The sequence below is a fragment of the Ruegeria sp. YKSD163 genome, assembly GCF_059612905.1.
The window spans coordinates 47,539-69,692 of record NZ_JBXWRM010000015.1 but is presented as its reverse complement, the minus strand read 5'-3'; the positions used below and the strand labels follow the sequence as shown (position 1 = coordinate 69,692).

Genomic DNA, 22,154 nt, shown 5'->3' with positions numbered 1-22,154 from the left:
ATATTCATCAGATCGCAAGCAGATGCGTGCGTCGTGCAGCCAGACATGGAAAAAGGGGAACCGTGGTCCCACGGCTCCCCCTTTCGGTTCAGATCGTCTAATCTCGCGCGTTGATCACGCGACCAGCGACAGCCCCGCGCCCGCGTCCTGCGGCTGCTCACCGCTTTCGATGAACGGGATGATCGAGAAAGTCTGGCCACCGCGCTGTTCTTCGTTCTGGACGGCGTTGACACGCAGGTCGCCATCAGGCGTGTTGATCAGCAGCGACAGGTAGTCATTGCCCGTGCGGCTGCTCTTGGCCATCCAGGCCGAGCCGACGCGGATCGGCGTGCCCCGGGGCGAGCTGACTTCGATGCGGTAATCGGGGTGGGTCTCCTCGGTCTTGTAGCTGTTCTCGATCAGCATGAACTCCAGATCGAACATCATGTTGGCGATGTAGCCGGTGAAGGCGTTGTCGGCGTCCATGGCGGTGAGCTCGCCCGAGATCGAGCCGGATTTCATCAGGCCGTTCGAGACCAGCGGGATGATCTCGAATTCGCCGCTCTTGGCCGCGCGCGCCTCTTTCGTCTGCACCGCGTTGACCCGGAAGGGACCAAGGCCGACATCGATCTGCATGGAGATGTAGGGGTTGCCGCTGGTCGTGCCGGTTTCGTTCCAGGCCGTGCCGATGCGGACCTTGCGGCCCGACTTGTTGATCGCCGTCACGTCGTAATCCGGGCTGCGTTCGGACATCTTGGCCCGTGCCTCGAGCTGGATGGCGATGTCAAAGCGCGTCGAGTGGATCATGCCGGTGTATTCAGCGGCGGCGGTCTCGACATTGCGGGTGAGGGTTCCTGCGAACATGGGATAGTTCCTTCTTGGATTGGCCGGTGCCTGACGTTCTTGCCAGCGCATCCGGGATTGCTTTCTCGACCCCTTGAGGGATCACAAATCAGAAAGCCTGCTTTCCTTTCAGCCCCGCGCACGGGTCAGAGCTGCCGTCCGAGTGGGAATGCCCCCGCGCCTCCGGGTACAACGCCCCTCCCCTGCCCTTCTGATCTTGTTGGACTGCCCGGATTTTCCGCGCTGTCCTTCGATCGCGCGATGAAGAACTCCGCCTCTTCCCCGTTCAACCCGTGCCCGCCCCGGTCGGTCAGACCGATGCAGCTACCATTCGGCACATAGGTGATGAGGTACTGACCGAGCCGGTCCTTGTAGACAACGTAGCCAGTATTGGCCCAGTGCACGGTTTGGCCGGCATCGACGGCCGCCTTGATGTCATCGAGTGTCATGCGAAGCTCCTTAAGAAGAATGGTGGGTAAACGCCGCAAGAAGCCCGATCTTCCGACCGGGCTTCTATGCAGCATTCGTTTGGCAAACGACCGAGAGCTGTCAGGCGCTTTACGTGGCTTGCGTCGCGCGCGCCGCCATCCAATCTTTCAGGCCAAGAACCGTTCGTCCGGCGGCGACCTCGGAGGCCCAGGCAACCCTTGGATCGCCGCAGGGCTCCCCGCTGACGTGCTGCTCGATATGGCCATTGGCCATCCATGGCTCGGGCTGGATTCGTCGCAGCCAGTCAGCCATACTCGGGATACGGCCCTGACAGTCTTCTCGAACATGCTGCTCGCCGATCCAGCGCACGGGGATGTCCCGACCTGCGCTATTGGTCAGGGTCAGACCGAAGACACGTTCAGCATCGAACAGACCTTGGGTATGGTGGCGCAAGGCCCGGTGCGTGAAGAGCGCGAGGTGTTCTTTCGAGGCGTCAAACCAATCGTGGACGGCCTGATAGTCAGACGGCACCCCGCCGAACTTCCGGGCAGAGCTTTCGGCATGATGAAGCGGATGGGCCATCTCAAAGCCCCTCGTCATAGCTGTGCGAGCATTCGACATAGCGGTCGGCGTGATCGAGGGTGATGCTGTCTGCTGCAATGTCCCAGGTCAGCGTGCCATAGCCGCCCTCGTTGTTCTCGAACCCCGGATGATAGTGATAGGCGAGTGACCAGGCGAAATCGCCCACGGCGGTGACAAGCGCTTCCGGCAGTTTGACCTCCGCAGGCTGCACATTCACGTCCTCGACATTGCCAGAGTCGCCATAGCCTTCGTATTCGGCGGTGACCTCGTTGATGCCAAGCGCGCGCAATTGCGCGATCAGTTCCGCTCGGGTTGCTTTCAGGGTGGTTTCGCGCTCGGCGCGCCACTGAGCCGCCATTGCGGCATAGTCGATCTGGGGATTGGTCATGGGTCTGTCCTCTTGTCTGAATTTGGGGCGCGCGCAGGCGTGCCATTGGCCTGCCCGCGCACCAGGAACGCGCAGACCGGTCAAATCCCGATCCGCGACGCCCGACCCAAAGCCCTCTTTGACTTTTCAGGCGGCTTGGTCCGCCGCTCTGGGGGTTCCCTGCCCCACGATCCGTGCCAGAATGCTGACCGTGTCGACACCGTCCCCATGCGGGAGGAACACCCGCAACTGGAAGGCGATGATCTCGGTGAAACAGCCAAGCGCTTTGAGGCTTTCGATCATACCCCGATCCGCACCGCCCAGCTCGAGGCGCATCTCGCCTGCGACACGGCGACGGGTCAGGGTCAGACCCCGGCCAATATCGACAGGCGCTGTAGTGCCAAGAGCGACGGTCATCATCTCCTGCGGTGTTTGCGGGTTGGAGACGAGGAAGCGGGAGCGCAGCGCGGCCGCCCCTTCTTCGCTCAGCGTGCGCCCGATCATGGCGGTCGCCCCATCCGGCGTGACCCGATAGATGCGCTCATTGGTGGTCGGGATGTCCTTCCAGATCGGTAGCAGAAGCCCGGTCAGCAGATAGAGCTTGGTCGTGGTGGTTTTTGGCAGGGACGCAGCCTCGGCATCCCAAAGCCGCGCAAACTCAGGCTTGCTGATCTCTTCCCAGGCAGAAGACCCGAACCGCGCCTCCTCCAGGTAGCTCGACCCGTTTGGCCGCACCGCCTTGCGCATCAGCGTGACGACGTCCTCGTCATACATCTGCATGGGCCGCGCCGAGATGAGCGCCGCGCGGCCGGAGGCGCGATTGACCATGGGGAGCTTGTCGGGATTGCGCGACAGGGCGTCATCCGCTGACAGCACACGGACCGGGTCGGTGACCTCGAGCCCGATGATCCGCGTCACGGCGCCGGATTTCGGGCAGGTCCAGAGATCTTCGGTGGAGACCTGTTCGATCCTTTCGCCTCGCAGGGTTTCGACGCCGAGATCGAGCGTGCCTGCGGCCCGCGCCCGCTCGGTCTGATCGGCGATCCGGCGCATGAACTCGACAAAGAGCGCGTTCTGCATGTGGATGGGAAGGGCCAGCACCCGGTTCAGAAACCGCTGGATCGGCGGAAGCTCTTCGAGCAGCACCCCGTCCTTGTCGATCAGCCGCAGGGCCGTCCAGTCGGTGAAGCTCTCGTAGCTCATCGCCTCGGCTCGCCCGACGGCAAGATCGGCGAAATACCCACGCAGCGCCGCTCGCGCGATCGGGCTTTCGAGATTGTCCTCCTCGCGGAACATGCCTTGCGAGCCGGTCTCGCGCTGGCCCTTCGTCAAGGCCCCCAGCTGGTCGAGGCGTTTGGCTATAGTTGAGGTGAAGCGCTTCTCGCCATGCACATCGGAGGTGCAGACCCGGAAGAAGGGCGCGCTGACCTGGGCAGAGCGATGCGTGCGGCCGAGCCCCTGGATGGCCGCATCGGCGCGCCAGCCAGGCTCCAACAGGTAGTGCCGCCGCCGTTTCTTGTTCTTGGCCGTCTTTGCGGCATGATAGGACCGGCCCGTCCCGCCCGCATCGGAGAAGATCAGGATATCCTTCTCGCCCTCCATGAAGGCTTGGGTCTCGGAGGAATTGCTGCTGGGGCTGCGCTTTTCGATGAAGAGATGTCCATCCTCGGCCTTGAGGGGCCGGATGGACCGGCCCGTGACCTCTGCTACAGCCTCGTCGCCAAAGGCCCAGAGGATCTGATCCAGCGCCGACGCGATCGGGGCCAGCGTCATCAACTCAATCATGGCCGCGTCACGCAGGGCGAGCGCCTCGCGCGAGACAACCAGCGCCCCGGTCTCATCCCGCAAAGGTTCCGCCACCATATTGCCGTCGATTTCCACGAGCTTTTGCGCGTGGATCGGGAAGGCCTGTTCGAGGTAGCCCAGAACATAGTCGCGCGGCGTCAGGGCACCCTCGACGAGCTCGTCGTCGGGGTCCATCGTTTCAAGCCGGCGTTTCAGCAGGCTCTCGCCTGTCGAAACCACCTGAATGACGCAAGCGTTGCCCGCCGCGAGGTCATCCTCGATGGCGCAGATGATGGTCGGGGCTTTCATGCCCATCAGGAGGTGGTTGAAGAAGCGCTGCTTCGTGCTCTCGAAGCGAGATTTGGCCGAGGCACGTGCGGCCGAGGCATTGGTCTCCCCAGAGGCGTCATTGACGCCAGTCGCCGTCAGTGCCGCTTCGAGATTGTGGTGAATCGTCCGAAATGCGCCCGCATAGGCATCGTAGATCTCGATCTGGGCCGGGGTGAGCGCATGTTCCAGCACATCGTATTCCACGCCATCGAAGCTGAGGGCGCGGGCCGTGTAGAGGCCGAGCGTCTTGAGATCGCGCGCCACCACCTCCATGGCGGCGACACCGCCTGCCTCCATCGCCGAGACGAAACTCTCGCGGCTTGGGAAGGGGTATTCCGGACCTTGCCCCCAGAGTCCGAGCCGCGCGGCATAGGCGAGGTTATGCACGCTCGTGGCACCCGTGGCCGAGATGTAGAAGACGCGGGCGCGGGGTGCTGCCAGTTGCAGCCGCAGACCAGCGAGGCCCTGCTGGGAGGGTTTGACCCCCCTGCCCTGCTCGGATCCTGCCGCGTTCTGCATGGCATGGGCCTCGTCGAAAGCCAGTACGCCATCAAAGTCTTCGCCCATCCAGGCAAGGATCTGGCTCAGCCGCGTGGTGCCGCATTTGCCTGCGGACCGCAGCGTGGCGTAGGTCACGAACAGGATGCCGTCACCCATCGGGATGGGCTGGTCCGGTTTCCATTTGGAGAGCGATTGGATGTCGGCGGGCGAGCCGCCGAGATCGGTCCAGTCCCGGATCGCGTCCTCGATAAGCGTGGCAGATTTGGAAACCCAGATCGCCTTCCTGCGCCCGGAAAGCCAGTTCACGAGAATGAGCCCCGCGCATTCGCGGCCCTTGCCGCAACCGGTGCCGTCGCCGAGGAAATAGCCAAGGCGATAGGCACGTGCATCCGGGTCATCATCGGCGCGCGTCAGCTTGGTCTGGTCGCCATCGATGGTAAACCGACCGGGCAGATCACGCCCATGGGCATCATGCGCCATGATGATGGTCTCGAGCTGCGCCTCGGAGAGATCTCCCTCCTCGATCAACCGTGCGGGCAGGCGCAAGTCATCACTGCCCGTGTTTGAGGGCATGGGCGGGGCAACCGAGGCCATGGCGATGCTTTCGACGAGCGGGGTGGGATGTTCCTGCGCACCCGCGATCTCGATCCGCTGCGGACGGTAGCGTGCATAGATATCCGAGATTGGCGTGTTGTCGCGCGGGGTCTGAAGGCTCGTGAAGCTGAGCGTGCGGACGGCATTGGCCCGGGGTTTGGAGGCGGCGACAGGCGCAGCGGCGGCCTTTCGCGGGGCAGATGATGGAACTGTCGGCCGAGCATGAGGGATCGCCGCTGCCTGTTGTACGGGGCGCATCTCGGTCCGGGCTGCGGCCACGACTTGGACAAAAGGTAGGGCTTCATCCAAGTCCCGGACACCGGCGCGGATCATCTCGCCTTCCTCCTGTACCTTGTCGAAGACCATCAGCTGGGTTTCGACAGAAGTGCCGAGCTTGCGATAGACCTGTCCCGGCATCGTCAGCGCCAATCGCGGCGTCAGGAGACCGCAGGCGCGGGACCAATGCGCGGCATCGCGTTCGGGCGTGAACCCCGGCGGCATGATCGCCACCAGCCGCCCACCGGGCGCGAGACGCTTTGCAGCCGCGATGAGATGTTTGGCGGCGATGTGCTTGTCCCGCGACCGATCGACCGAAGAAGCGAAGGGCGGGTTCATCACCACGACGTCGGGTAGAACCGGCGTCTGCAGCAGATCGTCGATATGCTCACCGTCATGGCCCGTCACATCGCCGCCAAAGACCGCGCGCAAAAGGCTCTGGCGAAAGGGATCGATTTCATTGAGCACAAGGGTGGCACCGGCCCGGGCGGCGAAAGCGGCCAAGGCGCCGATGCCCGCCGAGGGCTCCAGAACGGTCTCGCTCTTGCGGACCGCAGCCGCCCGCACGGCCAAGGCGGAAAATGGCAGTGGCGTGGAAAACTGCTGCAGCCGGATCTGCTGCTCTGACCGGCGGGTTTCCGTCAGGAGACGTGACGCAAGGAGTTTTGCGGCGGAGTAATCATCCTCACTTTTGTCGCCACGTAGCAGCGCCTGCACAGCCGCGGCCTGCATCAGGTCATATGCCATGCGCCAGCCCCAGGCACCGCCGGCGTCGCTGCCATGAAACGTCTCGCGCATGATGCGCGCGAGCGCTGAACTGCGCAGGGGTTGGTGGTCGATCTCCGCGCCGATTTGCGCCAGCGCAGAGGTGAGATCAGCGTCGGAGATTGAGAGAGCCGGGTTTGCCAGTTTGGGCTTGGACATGGAGATTTCCTTTGGATCAGGGTCTGAGTTCCAAAGGACAAAAAGCCCGCTCTACACTTTGAAGGCGTAGAGCGGGCAATTTCTTAGCGGGGGGCCTGCACCCCCATCATGGCCACTGCTGCGCAGCATGAAGAACGCGTAAAATGGTCACCATCTCAGGATTTTCAGCATAAACCACGATGTAGTTCGGCCGAACAACCATCTCCCTAGTCCCGTCCACACGGCCCGCGCGGTACATCAGAGGGCGTTCAGGAAGGAGGGACGTCTTGTGTTCAATCTCGTCTTTGAGAACTTGGGCGGCATCCGGGTTGTCGTCAGAGATGTAGTCAATGATTGCCAGCAAGTCGGCGGTGGCCGTCGCTTTCCATTCAAGATTTGGCAAGGCGCTTCCCGTCAATCAATGCCTGGGCGTCTTGCATCGCCTTGGCATGGGACGTTGTGGGACTTGGATCGTCCAGCGCTTCCTGTACCTTCGCCCGGAACCAGGCGTCATAGGCATCCGGATCAGCAGTCAATCCGGCAGGCAATCCGCCTTCTGCGGCCACGCGGGTCAGAAGAATACGCACTGCGTCGGAGAGCGTCAGACCGACGCCTGCAAGTGCGTCCGAAGCCTGTGCTTTCAACTGATCGTCAACACGGACATGAAGCATGGATGTTTGGGCAGGCATGGTGGTTCTCCAATTGATAGGAATCATGTATCTCATTTGAGATACGATTTCAAGTCGGCGGTATGTGCGCGCGTTGTTTCGTCGTATTGTCTCAGCGAGAAACTCAGCCACCCTGCCCCGCCAGAAACTCCGCCAGCACAGGACTGGCCGCACCCTTCGCGGAACTTATCAGCTCCGAGCCCGCAAGCGAGGCCCTAGAGAGCCGCACGAGCCCGCCGGTTTCCTCAATGCGGTAGCAGCGGCGGTTTTGCCGCCCCCGCCTGTAGTGGGTCGCAGTGACGATCTGGCAGGTGCTGCCATCGGTGAGCGTCACAGGGGCCGCGAGCCTGATCTTGTCGCCTTCCTCGTAGTCCGGGATCGCAGCCCAGTCCCGGCAACGCTGGCGCCAGGCATGGGCGTAGCTGTCAGGGTCTTTCAGGTCGGAGAGAAGCGCCAGAAGGCTGAGCGGCGCGCGGGACTCGACGGGGCCGGCGCTTTCTTCCATGTCCTTGTAGCCCCAGCAGCCGTCATCGTATCGGGTGAGGAAGACAGCGCCGAAGGTAATCGAGTTGTCAGGATCGGTGATATAGGTCGTGTCCTCGACAGGTGTGCCGTCGCGATTGGTGACCTTTGCCGCCGCATACCAGGTGGAACCGACCTTACAGGCTTTGACCAGTTCGGTTTTGCGCGTGTCGCTCTCGAAGCTGCAAAGCCGGGTGATTTCCGCTTTCTCATCCGTATAGGTCTGGACGCTGCGGTCCGTGTAGAACAGCCAACCCATCAGGCAGCCCTCCGGTCATCGATTTCCATCAGCGCGTCAAGCGGCACGCGATAGGGCTGCATGGCGTCGAAATCCTCGCAATTGCCGCAGTTCTGCACGATCGCAAAGGTGTCGCAGGCATCCTTGAGGATGACCCGAAACGTGCCGCCAAGACCCGATGGCACGTCGTAGGTTCCACCGATGAGGTAGTCCGAGGCCCGGCGCACGAAGACGCGGATGCTGTGGCCATCGGTGGCAAGCCGGATCGCCCCCTGCCCCCGGTCGATGAGCACCTGCACATCGTCGAGGATGTCGGTGTAGAACTGGCCGGTCAGATCGCGAAACGCCATGCGGCGCTGCGCCATCCAGTCGGTGTCCCGGAACGGGTTCATGCCGTCGGCGAAGGCAAAGGAGGGATCGGCCTGCTCGGTGGTGACGATGCGGGTGGTCGTGCCGTCGATCCCATTCGAGCGCAGATGCACGCCATTGCCGACGATGAGGATGAGGGCGGGCCTGTCCACCGGGCCGTTCCAGTTGGGCAGGAAGGTCTTGCTGGCGCGCGCATGGGCGATCTGCGCCGCGACAGCGGAGGCAGAGAACTTGAGAATAGCCATGGGGATGTCTTTCCGTTGAGTGTGGGAGGGTCGACCCGCGCAGGCAGAAGGGCTTGCGCGGGTCGCTTGAGGGCTCAGACCGCTTGCGCGACCTCGCTGTCAGGCTCCGGAGATTCCGCGGTTGGCTCCGCCTCATCACAGGCGACACCGGCCGTCTGCATCATCGGCGGGCACCAGGCGGCCACGGCAGCGCGCTGCACGTCCGTGAGTGTGGCGAAGGGCTCAGCAAAGAGCTTGTCGCAGAAGGCGACGATCTCTTTCTTGCTCGAGGAGGCCAGCGTGACCGCCTCCTGGGCGAGGCCCAGATCCTCGCCGAGGATCTTCAGGAGCCAGGCCTTCTTGAAGCGATTGAACAGCGCCGCGTTCGGCGTCCAATGGGCGCGGATGTCGGGCATGATCTCGATCTCGAAGTCATGCATCAGGCTGTCGCGCTGCCGATCCCGCGCAAAGCAGGACTGCGTGGTGCTGGCCGTGGCATAGGCGACGAGCTTGGCCTTCTCACAAGCATCGAGCGCGCGAAAAGCTGCGAACTGATCGGCGGGCGCGCGGGTGTCATCGAGCCACGAGAGGTCGAGCGCGTCATGCGCCGCCGCCACCTGCTCAAGCGAGGTCTCGTCGATCTCGTCCATCTTGGCGTGGTTGCGGTATTCCTTGCGGGCATCGATCCTGATCGCCTGCGTGACGCTCATGCCGCGACCTAGAACGTCACTCACCAGTTTGAAGAGCGTCAGATCGAGCGTGGCATCGGGATGCAGCGCCATCGCGGCACCAAGGGCCATGGCTCGCTCGGTCTTGAGGTCCTCTGCCAGCGAGGCCGGGTAGGTGATCTCGCCGGCGGCCGGAGCCTCCTCCCCGGTCGGGGTACTCGAGGCGCCGCGCTTGCCCTCGTCTTTCACGGTGTCCTCCGGGCGCATAAGACCCACATGAAGCGTCACCTTCCCACTCGACCAGGACGCGATCACGCCGGCGCGGGCGAGGTCCTCGGCGCTATAGGCCTCTTGCAGGTCGCGAGCTTCCTCCTCCAGCGTGTCCACACGGTCGTAGAGGGCGTTGTATGCGTCGTCCTCAAGCCCTTCATCCTCCATCTCGAGCTGGAGTTGCTCGAGCGCGGCGGTGATCTCGTCGATGCGCTTCTGGGAAGCCTCATCCGGCTCGATCGGGCCGGGATAGACGCGGCCATAGTCGGCCATGGTCGCGTAATCATAGCGCACCATCGCATCGGCCCAAGCAAAGCCCAGCTTTATGCGAGCCTCTTCGGCGGCGGCACCGAGCTTCTCGAGCAGGATGGTTTCGACCAGCGCCGCATCCTCGAGCACGGAATGCTCTTCCAGCAGATCGGCCGCGATCGCTCCGCCCCTCGCCTCGTAGTCTTCGCGCACGAAAGCCCCGATATCATCGCTGACCTGCACCCCGCGGGATTTCAGCGCCTGTCGAACGGTATAGGCCTGCAGATAGCCTCCGTCCTTCGTGAGCGTCTCGAAGACCTCGCGCTGCACCTCCTGGCTCGGATGCTCGGCAAAGGCTTTCATCGTGTCGAGTGTGATTGTCTTCGCCCGAGCCGCCGCGCGGATGTCGGGGTGGATCAGGCCATAGCGCAACCGGCCCTTCACGGCGGCGACTGTCGTGCCGAATGTTTTGGCGATGGTCTCGGGCGTCTGGCCGTCGACCTCCATCATCCGGGCAAAGGCCTCGAACTCATCGATCGCGTTCATCGGCGCTTGCGTGATGTTCTCGGCGAGCGACAGGGCGGTGGTGACGTCGCAATCCTCAGGGACAAGGCGGCAATCTACCTTGGTCTTCGCCGAGAAGCCCTTGGCGGCCTTGTCCGAGACCAGCTCCTTCAGCGCGGCGTGACGACGCCCGCCGGCCAGCACGGCGTATTTGCCGTCGAGTTTCTGGACTAGGAGCGGCTGGAGCAGGCCCAGCACGGCGATGCTGGCTTTCAGATGAGCGATGTTCTCGGGGTCGTAGGTTTCCGGGGAGTTGCTGCGCACATTGGCGGGGTGAGCTGTCAGATCGCCGATGGCGACGGAGACGGGTTTGAAACTTGCGGTCATGGGATATCCTTCTCGATGGATTTGGAGCGGCCCGCGCATTCAGATGCGCGGTCAATCCCCAAGGGCGGGGATCACGACAACAAAAGGCCCGCTCTACCTTTTTAGGGGCAGCGGGCCTTTATCGCTTGAGGTGTCAGAGTTGGGATGTCCCCTCCCCTACCAGTCGCGCGCCAGCATGATGGTCAGCACGCGCATGGTGGTAGCGGGATTGTCCGGGGCCTCGGCGCCGTAGCGGAAGTCGGAATCTGCTTCATAGAGATCAATTTTCCAGAACACGGTCTCGCCCCGGATCTCGACCGCCCCGAAATCGTGCCAGCCTTCCGGGTCATTCTCAGACTCGAAGGTCTCGAATATGCCCGTGGCCTTCACCGCCTCGGCCATGAAGCCGTCACCGGCCTCCATGAGCGAGCGAGTCACATGCATGCGGCCTTGTATGGGCGCCTCTGGCGCTATCCCGAGGCAGGCGAGCTTGCGGAAGGCATCGTTCTGATCGGCGATTACGGCGGGGTCTGGGCGGTCTGTCAGAGGGTGTGCTACGGAGGTCATGGGTCTGTCCTTTGAGAAGTTTGAAATACCCTTCCCAAAGCCTGCTTTCCCTTTGCCGAGACACATTCCCTCAAGCGGCCTGGTCGACCTCCCCTGCCCTGCCCGCCTCCGATCTGGCGATCAGATAATCACAGGCGCCCTGCGCATCGGCGGCGTGCCGGAAGATCGCGCCCTTGTCGGAGCGCAGGACACGCAACCAGTTGTGGAGGTAGGCGGCATTCATCTCGAGCGTATGCGCCGTGAAGCCGAGCGTCTGCCCCAGAAAGACCGAGGTCAGTTCCGCGACGATCTCCTCGCGCGCATAGGACGTGTTGCCAAACTTCGAGAACCCGAAATCACGGTTCAATCGATGGGGGGCTTTCGTCGCATGGGCCAACTCATGCGCCCAGACCCCGTAGAAATTGCGCGGGTCCTGGAACCGCGTGATGGATGGCATGTAAACCTTGTCCACGGGGGGCAGATAGTACGCTTCCGTTCCCGTGAAGACGGTTGTGATGTCGATGGCATCGAAAAACGCCTGCATGTGCGGGATGGGCTCGGACGGCGGATGCTCGGGCTCGGGCTCCGGATCGGGGAAGAAGCTGTCGGGCAAGCCCTCGATCTGGCAGGCATTGAATACGCGGTAGGATTTCTGGAAGCGGTAGATGCCGGCCTCCTCGGACCGATCATCGCTCTCCTCCTGATCATCCTCGCCGCCGGCGTCTTTCCGGCTTTGGCCGTAGTAGACAACGACAGAGGACTTCTCGCCTTTGCGCACCTTCGCGTCCAAGGCATTGGCCTGAGGCAGCGTCATCCAGAAGGGCGAGCTATGGCCCGCCATCACGGTGCGCATGGTCAGCATGAAGTTGTTGACCCCCTGGTACGGCTCTCCTCCAACGCGCAGAGGACGCGAGCTGCCACCTGCGGTCCATGGCTTGCGCCACGGCAGTACACCGCGCTCGATGATGCGAATGATTTCGCTTGTGATGACCTCGGAGGCATCGAATTTGGGCGTGCGGGATCGGGCCATGGCTGGCGTCCTTTCGTGTGTTGGTGAGAAGTTTGGGGATCAGGTTGACCGACAGGGCCGCGGATCGTTGGTGATGCTCGCGCCGAGCTTTTCGACCATGTCGATGTAGGTGGTCAGCGAGACAGACTGGCCGGCACTTGAATGGTCAGCGTCGACCGATCCGCCTCGCGCCACCCGCGGCACGTTCGCGAAGGCGATGACGTCACTGATGGGTCGGATATCGATGAACGGCGTCCCTCGCGCGACCGTAAGCGCGGCCAAGGGAAAGCGCTCGATCGGCGCGAAACTCGACACGGTGGTCCAACCGAGATGGAGGAATGTCCCACCCTCGCCGCAGATCACACGCGCGTTTGGCAATGACGCCGCCTGCTTCAGATAGCCGAGATCACGCAGGACGGTCTGGCGTTCGAGCCGCTGTGCCAGCGCCGTCTGGCCAGTTCGGCGCAGCTCTCTATGTCGCCACCAGGAGGCGGCGGTTGCGCGGAGCACGCGCAAGACACCTGTTTGCATGGGAATGCCCTTCATCCGGAACGGCAGACCGGAACCCGGCCCGGACCCATCTGAGGGACCCCAAAGGCCCTCATCCGTCAGTCACAAAACCCGAAGAACACTTTCACTTTTCGTGGACCAAACCCATGAAACACCCAATCGCCACCGAACTGTACTGGTACGACGGGATCAGAACTTCCACAGGGCCCATCGGCTAGACCTGTGGCGGCTCCTTCTTCACGAGATAGCCCAAACCGTTCAATCGGCCCGCAACTGCCAACTTCTTCATAAAGCGTGCTGATGCTTTGGCTTCCCGCCGATGTAGCGGATCGGCACCCTGGAAAGGGAAACCATGTCGATGATGGCTGTTATGGGCATAATTTCTCATCGCGAACACTAAAACACAATAACCCATTGTTATTAAATCGCTTTCATCCACCGGGTGGATCAGATCATTCCGCAGCCAACATCAAAGCACTCTTTTGAAGAGTTCGGGTGTCATGAAATCAAGAGATCAAGTTGCACCCGCTGTTCTTCGATGTCGTCGCCGTCCACTACGACCAAATCAGTGGAACGCGGGACCGCTGGCAACCAGCTGCTGCGCTTGAGGAACCGATTGCCTCGCTGGCCATGTCGCCATTATCGAAGTGACTGAGAAGTTACCGGCTCCCCGCGCGCGGGAATTCGAGGATCGAGCCCTTGGTCAAACGGTTTTGGCAACCATCGATCGTCTGCTCCTTGTGCGCTACGGCCCGTAGCCACGATATCATGCAACAGACATCCACAACCTACCTCTCAGGCATTAGCACCGATGAAGGCCAAGGGAATATCCGAGGCCAGGACCCAAATCGCCGTCAGCAGGCGCCGGATAGCGTTGAGCCAATTGTTGAGGGTATTCATCATCAGATCTCAGACATCGAAAAGGGCAGGGGCCGCGGAGGCGCGCAACTGCTAGGTTGGCTACAGCGCAACGCTCTGTATGTTCTTCGCTAGCCGCCTTTGCGCTACTAGCAGCGATGGTCACCAGCTGAGGTTTTACCATGATGATCGGGATGCCCTCGTCATCAGATCTTCGCCGCGACGAAGACGAAAGCCACTTTCACGATCTCAAATACCGCCACACCTCAACCCCCTAACTTTTCTCTCTCGAACACCGTTTGTGTGCCGAGAGCCTACTTAACAGCTGTTAAGTTATGCCATGCCAGCCGCACGAGATCGGAGTTTAACAGCTGTTAAGCCGCGTTCCGCCGGCCAATCAATGCCATGACCATTGGGCCACAGGAAAACTCGCCTGCCGCAGCTTTGGCAGTCAGAGCTCGCAAGTATCCACCAGGCGATCTTATGTCGGCGAAGCGTTCCAGCATGGCAGCAACGACGATCGACGCTTGCTCCGGACCCATGAAACGCTGTGCTTCTTCCCATGCAGACGCACTGATGCCCATGGCTGGCCGCACATGGCACGCCGCATCGAAAAGCTGATGCCAATGCCGGATCTCACCTTGGTAGAAGGTCTTGAGCGAGGGACATGCCGCGATCACTAGGTGCAGCGGGATCTTTGGCAGGTGTCTTGTGTCCTGTTCATCAACGTCAGCCACCGGCTCATTCGTATCCACATCTGGCACACCCGCCGCCGCCCCGCTTTTTTCTAAAGCAGGTTCAAGATCTATAGATTCTTTATTTGAATTATGATGGTGACGCTCAGATTGGGCATCATTGGTGTTCATTTCTTCTGTTTCAGGGCCATCAATGATGTTGCGTGCCTGGTCAAGGAGAGCTTCAAGGTCGGCTCGATAGGCCGCGAGGTCCTCAACTGAAAGCTTGCGGCGAAGCGCGCGGGCTGTGAGGGCAGCCCTGTCGCGAAGCTGATCCCAGAAGCCTAGGCCTGGCTGCATCTCGTCTCCGAACTCGGCGAGGGCCGCGAGATCGCGGCGCATGAGGCTTACGACCTCTCTCAGGCGCCTGACGCGCTCCTCAGCCTCACGTACGGCCTCTGCGGCCCGTGCTATCTCCTCGGACTGACAGTAGAGCGGGGAAAGATCGAAGCCAAAGGCAACGCGGTCTTCGCCGTGCTTACGGACGTAGCGCTTCCCATTGGGGCTATCGCGCCGCTGGAGCAAGCCAGCCTCGACAAGACGCGCGAGGTGACGACGCATCGTGGAGCAGGGCATACCATTCAGGCGCTCACAGATCGCCTTGTTCGAGGGGAAGACGACCATCTCGGCGTTCCCGCCAAGCGCATCGTCCGGAAAGAAGCTGAGGAGCCCCTGCAAAACCGTCAGATCACGTTCCGAGACCCCAAAGGCCGCTTGCGCCTTGGAGAGCTCGCGCAGGAGTTCCCACTTGTTAACGGGTCTGGCTGGAACAGATGCCTCGGGTCGCTCAATGACGCGCAAATGGGCGTGCGAAATCGGCCGCATAAACGGCGAGATTGGTGTGTACTCCATGAAAATGTCCACGAAGACAAAAATTCTAGGGCCCGCGAATCGCTTTGCGCTTGCGGGGTAGGGGCCAGAACGCTACATTCAGAAGTGCGAAAACTGAGATTTTGTAGCGGGCTGATCCCGGTGCGAAACCTTACAAAGGTCTCGTGAAGCTAGCTTCTCGGGGCCTTTTTCTTTTTGCCTGTATCGTGCCTCCTTCTTGTTGGTTGCTCTTCCTCAGTCTCCTGAACGCTTCCAGCGCTCATGAAGCTCGGTAATCAGCTTTGGGGCGTTGCCCTCCAACCAGCTGATAAAATCAGGTTCATCCGTAGTTAGATCAAGTTTGAGCTGCTTGCCTTGGCGGCTAGTCTTGACCGTCGCAGCTCCAACACCGGGGATCGCCAAAGCAGGCACACCCTTTCTAGACGGGCTTGCTTTCTTCTCTGCGCTCTTCGCAGCTGCCAGAACTGCGAGAAACGCACGCTCAGAAACCTCATCGGCCGAGCCGGAACTTCCGGACTTGGCTGCATGAGCTATGGCTAGCAGTTGGTCCCGATCACCGTCGTAGGCACCCAAAGCCTTTTTGAGCTCTTCCCATCTCGGGCGACCAATCCCAGGAGCTGCACCAATTGCCTGGATGAGATCCTCGCCGACCGTCCGAACGACACTCAAGAGCTGTGAAACCCCAGCTTCGTGGAGGTTAAGGACTTCGGCGACACCACGATTGGTGCGCTCAGCCCCTTCCAAATGGTCGCCGTCTAGAAGCGCCGTCGCTACAAGCGCACGTTCAATAAAGCTCAGATCACGACGCTCTTGGTTCTCGAGAAGCTGATCTCGAAGCGCTTGATCACCTTCAACCTCTGTGACGATGGCTCGAACTTTGATACCGAGTTCGCGACATGCTTCCAAGCGTCTGCGGCCATAGATCAGGTTGTAGCGATCGCCTTCCAGTGGGCGGACCAAGACAGGCACACGCTGACCGTTCTTGGAAATAGAGTTCTTCAGGCCCTCAACTTCAATCTGAAGCCTGTCATCCAACCGTCCTTCGGTAACAATCTGCACCGGATCGATCTCAAAAACACCGCCACGCAGTCGGCGCCCTTCAAGAGCGTCAGGAGCGTTGCGAAGGGTCTGCAGCGGCAGGCCAAGTTTAGGCTTTCTTGCCATTCCGCCCCCATGTGTTCTGGATGATTTCAGCGATCTCATCGTTCACTGCGTTCATAGATTCGATCGCACGATCAAACGTCTGACGCGTGAAGTCCTTCTTGTCAGCTTCGTAGAGCGTTTGCTTGGTCAAGCCGGCATCAGAAATTGCGGTCGACTCAACCATGTGATTGGTCAGGACCGACCTCCCAAAGAGCCCGCGAATGAAGGCGATGACTTCGGTCTGTGGCGCGTCGCCGACTTTGTATCGCGTTGGCAAGAAGCGAAGCCAATCGAAGCGCAGATTTGCGCCTGCATCCCTGATTACTCCAAGGAGATCCGCAGTCATTCGCAGGAATTGGGACATCGACATAAGGTCAAGCATCTGCGGGTGAACCGTCACGAGCACACCCGAGGACGCGGAAAGTGCTGACATTGTCAAGAAACCAAGTTGCGGCGGACAGTCGATCACAACAACGTCGTAGTTCGCTTCAACACTATCGAGTGCGTCATGAACTCTCGCGAAGAACGCCTTCGCTCCGCCTCGCTGGATCGCAGCAGGCGTCTCGTGCTCGAACTCCATGAGTTCAAGGTTGCCCGGGATAAGATCAAGGCCGCGGATGTAGGTCTTGCGGATCACTTCGGCGATCGGAACCGGATCGTCATAGCGAACGGCATCATAGAGGGTTCCGCCCTCCATGAGGTCGAGTTCTGGCTGGATTCCGTGAAGAGCCGAAAGAGATGCTTGGGGGTCGAGATCGATCGCAAGAACCCTGTACCCCTTGAGCGCCAAGCGCTGAGCGAGGTGAGCAGACGTCGTCGTTTTGCCGGACCCGCCCTTGAAGTTCACCACTGAAATGACTTGAAGCTCGTCACCGTCGCGACGTCCAGGCACGTAAGTTCCAGACTTTTTTGCGTTTCCTTCAAGCGTCTGTCGGATTTCCCAGATATCGTCGAGCGTATAGCGGCGATGACTTCCAGCCGTCGTCTCGACGTCAACGATCTTTCCTTCTCGATGAAGCTTCCGAAGATAGGTATGGTCGACGCCAAGGAGCTCAGCAGCTTCGCCGCTGGTCAAAGTGCGCATCTCCTTCTTTGCATCTGGTGGGAAGTGTGCAGCGCGCTGAGCATGCAGGTTCGACGCGAGAAGTTCCGCGTAGTGCCCGATGGCGATATCTAGATCCTGTTCTGCTTCGCTCATGTCTGCCCCGATCCGTGGGCGCGTTTTTTATGTGACCGCGCGTTATTTTTCGAGACTATTGCCCGAGCAGCCAGATTCGTGCAAGCACTTTCTAGATTTAGTGGCAATCTGTTAGGCCAACACAAGTGTCGTGTTCAGAGGAGCCCCAACTTTTCCGCACGCTCAAGCAGCATTTTGACCGAAGACGGCTGCCAGCTGGTGCGCCCTCGAGGGGTGCGCTCACGCATCGATTCCAGCCGGTCGCAGATCGCCTGCAGTGTTATTTCGGGGTCCGAGCCTTTGATGGCAGCCACGATAGCCGGCAGGCGGTCATCGGTTTCGCGGCGTCCGGCGCGGCCAAGCACAGCATCTGGTAGAAACCCGTCGCGGACATAGGCTTTCACAGCACGGAGTAGGCGGCTTTGGGTCCAGTGCCGGTCGTGGGGCAGGGGGCCATTAATGATTCGCAAAACATCTTCCCAGGCCATATCCGGCCGCAGGCGTCGCACGTGGGGCACCCAATCCTGCGCGGTTTCGTTCAGGCGCTCCATGTAGCCGTCCTGTCGTGCCAGCCACACCTTGCGCAGCGCGGCGGGGTCTTTGGTGCGAAGCCCAGGATTGCCACCAACGCGGCCCTTGGCGCGCGCAGAGACAAGCCCGGCCTTCGTGCGCTCACGTATCAGCGCGCGTTCGAACTCCGCCGCGGCGCCCAGAACCTGCAATGTGAATTTTCCTTGAGGGGAGGCGGTGTCGATGGGGTCCTGCAGCGAGCGGAAGAAAGCTCCCTTGGCCTCCAGACGCTCGATCACCTCCAGTAAGTGCGACAGAGACCGCGCAAGCCGGTCGATCCGCACGACGACCAGCGTATCGCCGCTCTGGACGCGTTCGAGCACCCGCGTGAGCACAGGACGCGCGCGATTGCCGCCTGAGGCGTGCTCTTCAAAGATCTCGGCACAGCCCGCCGATTGCAGCGCCTCGGACTGGGGCAGGGGGGTCTGATCCTCTGTGGAAACGCGGGCATAGCCTATCAGGGGCATGAAATCTGGCCGTTTGCAATTTTATGTATCACTAATAAACGACCGTTTATTAACGAATGCAAGCAAGTGTTCTCTCGTCGTTCTGGCGTACAATGCCTTGGTTTCCTTGCGCTGAGCGCGATCTGGGAGGTTTCGCCGACAGTCGCATGCGCGTACTATAAAAGGGGCACAAGCAACGGCTACAAAAACGCTTGGGAAATGTGCAAAAGCACAGTATTTTGCACATATGAAGATGCAAGCCTCTATTTTGAGTGATGTTTTTGGTGACCCCCTCAGCACTTTGGAGGAGGTTGAAGAGGCTCATGAAGACGATCTCTGGTTCTTGCCTGGGCCACTCGAGGAAGAACGAGATGATTTGCCTCCCGGGCCACGGGCAGAGCCGCCCGACACTGCTGTCACCGAAGACTGGGCAAAGGCAGAAAGCGTTCACGCTGCGCGACTGGCACGGGTCGCTGGACGCTTGGGTGCTCTGAATGACCGGCTGCTGCGCGGCCCGGAAGGCTGGCGGCATCGCCTCGCTCTTATCGAGGCAGCGGACCTTAGCTGGTTCGCAGGGGATCGGGTGAGTTCTGATCGTCTGGCGCTCTGGATATCGATGCGGCTGTCAGGTGCACAGGATGACCCAAATGCCCTGGCAAGAGTTGGATGGGCTGTTCGGCGCCTGACAGGCGGTCCCGGACCGAAGGCTGACTTGGCCGCCTTCCTGGATCGCTGCGATCCCGAGAACATCGAAGACAGCGCCGAGCGCTTTGAAGATAGGGCAGGCGGATGGCTGGAGGTCATGACAGCCGCAACCGATCTCCACCCGATCACCAGGGCTTGCATGGGTTTTTATCTCTGGAGTCTGGCGGGCCTCGGACAGCACGGCGACCAGATCGAAGCCGCCGTCACCGCGTCCAGGATTGCCGCGAGCGATGGAAGCGGCGCCATCTTCGCGCCGCTCGCCATGGGCGGGGCAGGGGGGCTGCGTGTTTCGGGTTCGCCAGCCGAACGCTTGCCCCGCTGGCTGGATGGGATGAACAGCGCAATTCTGACGGCGATGCGAACACTTGATGATATTGAAGGGTGGACCGGGCGGGCAGAAAACGTCATGGAGCAACTGTCTGGTCGGACGCCAGCCGCCTTGCGAAAGGTTCTCACGGAGTGGCCTCTGGTCTCCGCCCCAATGGCTGAGGCCATGACCAGAGCGAGTCGCGCCGCTATTCAGCGAAATCTGGCGTGGATGGAGGCAAGCGGTTTGATCCGCGAGGTGACGGGGCACGGGCGATATCGCATGTGGTGCATTGCACACTAAGCTTATCGGCAACCATTTGAATTATTCTCTGAATTCAGGCGGTAAGTACATGGTCAGCCATTGAAGTGCGTCACCCGAGCGTCAGCACCATGTTGTCGGACAAGGCCAGAGGTGGAATGTGCAGGTTCTCCGGCGCAGGCCCTTTGCGAATACGTCCCGCGGTATCGTAATGTGACCCGTGGCAGGGACAGAACCAGCCCCCGAAATCGCCCGCGCCATCACCAAGCGGGACACATCCCAAATGCGTGCAGACACCGATCATCACCAGATAGGCGTCATGGCCCGGAATGGCGCGGTTCTCGTCCTGCGCTGTGGCCACGCCGGGAAGATTGGGATTGCGCGCATCGGTGTCCGGCAACGCGGAGACCGCCTGTTCACGCGCCTGGGCCATCTCCGCCTGCGTCCGGTGGCGGATGAAGACGGGTTTTCCGCGCCAATTGACGGTCAGTTGCGTGCCTTCTGCGAGCCCGGAGATATCCACCGAGATAGTCGCCAGGGCGCGCACATCCGCCGAGGGGTTCATTTGATTGATCAGCGGCCAGAGCGCCGCACCGGACGCGACCACGCCCGCGCCAGCAGTGGCATAATACAGGAAATCCCTGCGTTCAGTGTTGTCGGTGGCATCCATAGCACAGCGAGTGTGCAACCTTCCCGCCCCGGAACGTCAACGCGGGTTTTGTAATGTTTTGTCTGCAACCCGGTGCCTGGCGGAGGGAAACTGTGGCCTATCATCGGCTCAATGGTGGGGTGGTGCGCCTTTTGCCATCATGAGATGATGCTCCTGGTGATGCGCGCCGATGGTCATCAGACCGAAGAACCCAAGACCCTGTATCTGGTCAGTATCGCCATCGACGAGCAGGGCAACACCGTCCCCGAGATCCTCTGTCGTGACCTCCCAACCCGTCTCGGCAGCCAGGAACGGCGCATGGGCAGGCACCATGGCGCGAATGGCCTCGAGAACGCGCGGTGCTCCGCGGATTTCGAACCGGATACCGGCGGGCCGCACACTGCGGGTAACCTCGGCCTCCATCGTCACAAGCTCCATGTCCACCAGATGTCGCCTCAGGGCCGCGATATCGACATTTGCCCAATCGGTAGCGGGATCGGCGCGTAGGAGCGCCACGATCTCGGCCATGGCAGCAAAGGCCGATTGCCCGGTTTCCTGGGGACCCGGCATCGCATGCCCGGTCGCGGAATGGTTGTGCTGGGCCGCGACGGGTCCAGACAATGACAGGGCAAGCAGAAGAGCAACAAGGCGCATGGCGGGATCCTTTTGAACGGCACGATACCCGTTTTTCGTAGCACGCAGGCCTGCTCTGGAATATGATTTCAATCATATGCTGCCAGAGCCCTACGACCTTTTCCCGACAACTGCGCGTCAGTCGCAAACAATTGCGGCTGGCGACGTTCTCTTTCGACAGGGTGCACGGACCCGAGGCCTCTATGTGCTGATAACCGGGCGTGTACATCTCGAGCGGGTGGGTCCGAATGGCGAGCGGCTCATCATTCACCGGGCGACATCCGGGACCAGCTTTGCCGAAGCCTCGGTCTTTTCGGAGCGCTATCATTGCGATGCCATCGTGATGGATGCAGGTGCGTTGATCCGGATCGACAAATCCGCGGTTCTAGCCGGCTTCGCGAACCCGGACTTTGCGCGGGCCTATGGACGCCAGGCGGCCCAACAGGTTCAGGCGCACCGGCAGATCATGGAAATTGTCGGCATCCGACGCGCCGAGGATCGGGTGATGGCGGGGATCGTTGCGGGTCTTCTGGATGGCACCGTCATCGACTTTGCCGCGCGCCTCCAGCTGACGCATGAGGCGACCTACCGTGCGCTGCGGGCGCTTGTCGAAGCGGGTCGGGTCAAGAACCCATCCCGCGGAACCTACCGATTGGCCTAGCTATGACTGGCAAAGACCGATGTCGCGCCATCGGTCCCGACAAGCAGCGTATCAAACGTATCGCCGGCACCGGGACCGCCCATGCCGGGGGAACTCATCGGCATACCTGGCACGCTCAGCCCGCGCGCCGCCGGTTGCTCTGAGAGAAGCCGGGCGATGTCTTCTGCCGGCACATGGCCCTCAATGAAGTAATCGCCCACCACGGCGGTGTGGCACCCGGCCAGTTCCGGCGCGATCTGAAGCCCATTTTTCAGCGCATTGAGGGCGTCCTGATCGACATCCTGGGCCTCGACCTGAAACCCGGCTTGCCGGACATGATCAACCCAGGCCGTGCAGCATCCGCAGGTCGGGGTTTTGACAACCTTGAGGATTGGTTCGGCATCGGCCATGGCCGGGAGCGCGAGCGTCGCGGCAGCACCGGTCAGCAGGAAACTACGTCGTTTCATT

Annotated in this window: 22 protein-coding genes; 2 read left to right on the top strand and 20 right to left on the bottom strand. The window is 61.1% G+C overall.

Features of this window, described 5'->3' with window-relative positions:
* Positions 1 to 114 precede the first annotated feature (114 nt).
* From AC2FNA_RS18255 to AC2FNA_RS18175, 17 genes are all read right to left on the bottom strand, one after another.
* On the bottom strand, positions 115 to 843 hold the full coding sequence (locus AC2FNA_RS18255) for a DUF736 family protein (RefSeq protein ID WP_496828971.1): 729 nt from the start codon (positions 841 to 843) through the stop codon (positions 115 to 117).
* 125 nt (positions 844 to 968) lie between these two features.
* Complete coding sequence (locus tag AC2FNA_RS18250) at positions 969 to 1,271, bottom strand: hypothetical protein (RefSeq protein ID WP_085818125.1); 303 nt, start codon at positions 1,269 to 1,271, stop codon at positions 969 to 971.
* A gap of 109 nt (positions 1,272 to 1,380) precedes the next feature.
* Complete coding sequence (locus tag AC2FNA_RS18245) at positions 1,381 to 1,833, bottom strand: DUF6915 family protein (protein ID WP_085818492.1); 453 nt, start codon at positions 1,831 to 1,833, stop codon at positions 1,381 to 1,383.
* Position 1,834: 1 nt separating this feature from the next.
* Positions 1,835 to 2,221, bottom strand: a complete 387-nt coding sequence (locus AC2FNA_RS18240) for a DUF6878 family protein (protein ID WP_132464639.1) — start codon at positions 2,219 to 2,221, stop codon at positions 1,835 to 1,837.
* Positions 2,222 to 2,347: 126 nt separating this feature from the next.
* Positions 2,348 to 6,610, bottom strand: coding sequence for a strawberry notch-like NTP hydrolase domain-containing protein (locus AC2FNA_RS18235; protein ID WP_496828968.1), 4,263 nt, complete (start codon positions 6,608 to 6,610; stop codon positions 2,348 to 2,350).
* Positions 6,611 to 6,716: 106 nt separating this feature from the next.
* Entirely contained in the window at positions 6,717 to 6,992 is a 276-nt protein-coding gene (locus tag AC2FNA_RS18230) for a type II toxin-antitoxin system RelE/ParE family toxin (protein ID WP_127657713.1), read from the bottom strand.
* Positions 6,979 to 7,305 carry a type II toxin-antitoxin system RelB/DinJ family antitoxin gene (locus AC2FNA_RS18225; RefSeq protein ID WP_496828966.1) on the bottom strand — a complete coding sequence of 109 codons (327 nt, stop codon included), beginning with the start codon at positions 7,303 to 7,305 and terminating at the stop codon, positions 6,979 to 6,981. Before AC2FNA_RS18225 ends, AC2FNA_RS18230 begins: the two co-directional genes overlap by 14 nt.
* A gap of 76 nt (positions 7,306 to 7,381) precedes the next feature.
* Positions 7,382 to 8,038 (bottom strand): DUF6927 domain-containing protein, encoded by a 657-nt coding sequence (locus tag AC2FNA_RS18220; RefSeq protein WP_496828964.1) that lies wholly within the window; start codon positions 8,036 to 8,038, stop codon positions 7,382 to 7,384.
* The gene (locus AC2FNA_RS18215) at positions 8,038 to 8,631 is read right to left on the bottom strand and encodes a regulator (RefSeq protein ID WP_496828962.1); all 594 of its coding nucleotides are present in this window, start codon (positions 8,629 to 8,631) and stop codon (positions 8,038 to 8,040) included. Before AC2FNA_RS18215 ends, AC2FNA_RS18220 begins: the two co-directional genes overlap by 1 nt.
* Positions 8,632 to 8,705: 74 nt before the next feature.
* On the bottom strand, positions 8,706 to 10,688 hold the full coding sequence (locus AC2FNA_RS18210; protein WP_496828960.1) for a ParB/RepB/Spo0J family partition protein: 1,983 nt from the start codon (positions 10,686 to 10,688) through the stop codon (positions 8,706 to 8,708).
* 156 nt (positions 10,689 to 10,844) lie between these two features.
* A complete protein-coding gene (locus tag AC2FNA_RS18205) occupies positions 10,845 to 11,234 on the bottom strand; it encodes a DUF3768 domain-containing protein (protein ID WP_496828958.1) in 390 nt (129 codons plus the stop codon).
* A 70-nt stretch (positions 11,235 to 11,304) separates the two neighbouring features.
* On the bottom strand, positions 11,305 to 12,243 hold the full coding sequence (locus AC2FNA_RS18200) for an ArdC family protein (RefSeq protein WP_496828956.1): 939 nt from the start codon (positions 12,241 to 12,243) through the stop codon (positions 11,305 to 11,307).
* A 39-nt stretch (positions 12,244 to 12,282) separates the two neighbouring features.
* Positions 12,283 to 12,753 (bottom strand): hypothetical protein, encoded by a 471-nt coding sequence (locus AC2FNA_RS18195; RefSeq protein WP_172975811.1) that lies wholly within the window; start codon positions 12,751 to 12,753, stop codon positions 12,283 to 12,285.
* A 1,211-nt stretch (positions 12,754 to 13,964) separates the two neighbouring features.
* On the bottom strand, positions 13,965 to 15,176 hold the full coding sequence (gene repC / locus AC2FNA_RS18190) for a plasmid replication protein RepC (RefSeq protein ID WP_089963197.1): 1,212 nt from the start codon (positions 15,174 to 15,176) through the stop codon (positions 13,965 to 13,967).
* Positions 15,177 to 15,389: 213 nt separating this feature from the next.
* Positions 15,390 to 16,319, bottom strand: coding sequence for a plasmid partitioning protein RepB (gene repB, locus AC2FNA_RS18185; protein ID WP_090525071.1), 930 nt, complete (start codon positions 16,317 to 16,319; stop codon positions 15,390 to 15,392).
* Positions 16,303 to 17,496 (bottom strand): plasmid partitioning protein RepA, encoded by a 1,194-nt coding sequence (gene repA, locus AC2FNA_RS18180; protein ID WP_090525069.1) that lies wholly within the window; start codon positions 17,494 to 17,496, stop codon positions 16,303 to 16,305. Before repA ends, repB begins: the two co-directional genes overlap by 17 nt.
* Positions 17,497 to 17,630: 134 nt before the next feature.
* Positions 17,631 to 18,512, bottom strand: a complete 882-nt coding sequence (locus AC2FNA_RS18175) for a recombinase family protein (RefSeq protein WP_090525067.1) — start codon at positions 18,510 to 18,512, stop codon at positions 17,631 to 17,633.
* 226 nt (positions 18,513 to 18,738) lie between these two features.
* Between AC2FNA_RS18175 and AC2FNA_RS18170 the strand changes: the two genes are divergently transcribed.
* Positions 18,739 to 19,806 carry a helix-turn-helix domain-containing protein gene (locus AC2FNA_RS18170; protein ID WP_496828952.1) on the top strand — a complete coding sequence of 356 codons (1,068 nt, stop codon included), beginning with the start codon at positions 18,739 to 18,741 and terminating at the stop codon, positions 19,804 to 19,806.
* 70 nt (positions 19,807 to 19,876) lie between these two features.
* Here AC2FNA_RS18170 and petA read toward each other — a convergent pair whose 3' ends face one another.
* Positions 19,877 to 20,434 carry a ubiquinol-cytochrome c reductase iron-sulfur subunit gene (gene petA, locus AC2FNA_RS18165; RefSeq protein WP_496828950.1) on the bottom strand — a complete coding sequence of 186 codons (558 nt, stop codon included), beginning with the start codon at positions 20,432 to 20,434 and terminating at the stop codon, positions 19,877 to 19,879.
* Positions 20,435 to 20,542: 108 nt separating this feature from the next.
* On the bottom strand, positions 20,543 to 21,067 hold the full coding sequence (locus AC2FNA_RS18160) for a hypothetical protein (protein ID WP_496828948.1): 525 nt from the start codon (positions 21,065 to 21,067) through the stop codon (positions 20,543 to 20,545).
* A gap of 76 nt (positions 21,068 to 21,143) precedes the next feature.
* On the opposite strand from AC2FNA_RS18160, the gene AC2FNA_RS18155 reads away from it, so the two are divergent.
* Complete coding sequence (locus AC2FNA_RS18155; RefSeq protein ID WP_496828947.1) at positions 21,144 to 21,707, top strand: Crp/Fnr family transcriptional regulator; 564 nt, start codon at positions 21,144 to 21,146, stop codon at positions 21,705 to 21,707.
* Here the strand turns inward: AC2FNA_RS18155 and AC2FNA_RS18150 are convergent.
* Positions 21,704 to 22,153 carry a DUF411 domain-containing protein gene (locus AC2FNA_RS18150; RefSeq protein WP_496828945.1) on the bottom strand — a complete coding sequence of 150 codons (450 nt, stop codon included), beginning with the start codon at positions 22,151 to 22,153 and terminating at the stop codon, positions 21,704 to 21,706. The two genes, AC2FNA_RS18155 and AC2FNA_RS18150, sit on opposite strands and share 4 nt — an antisense overlap.
* Position 22,154: the final 1 nt, after the last annotated feature.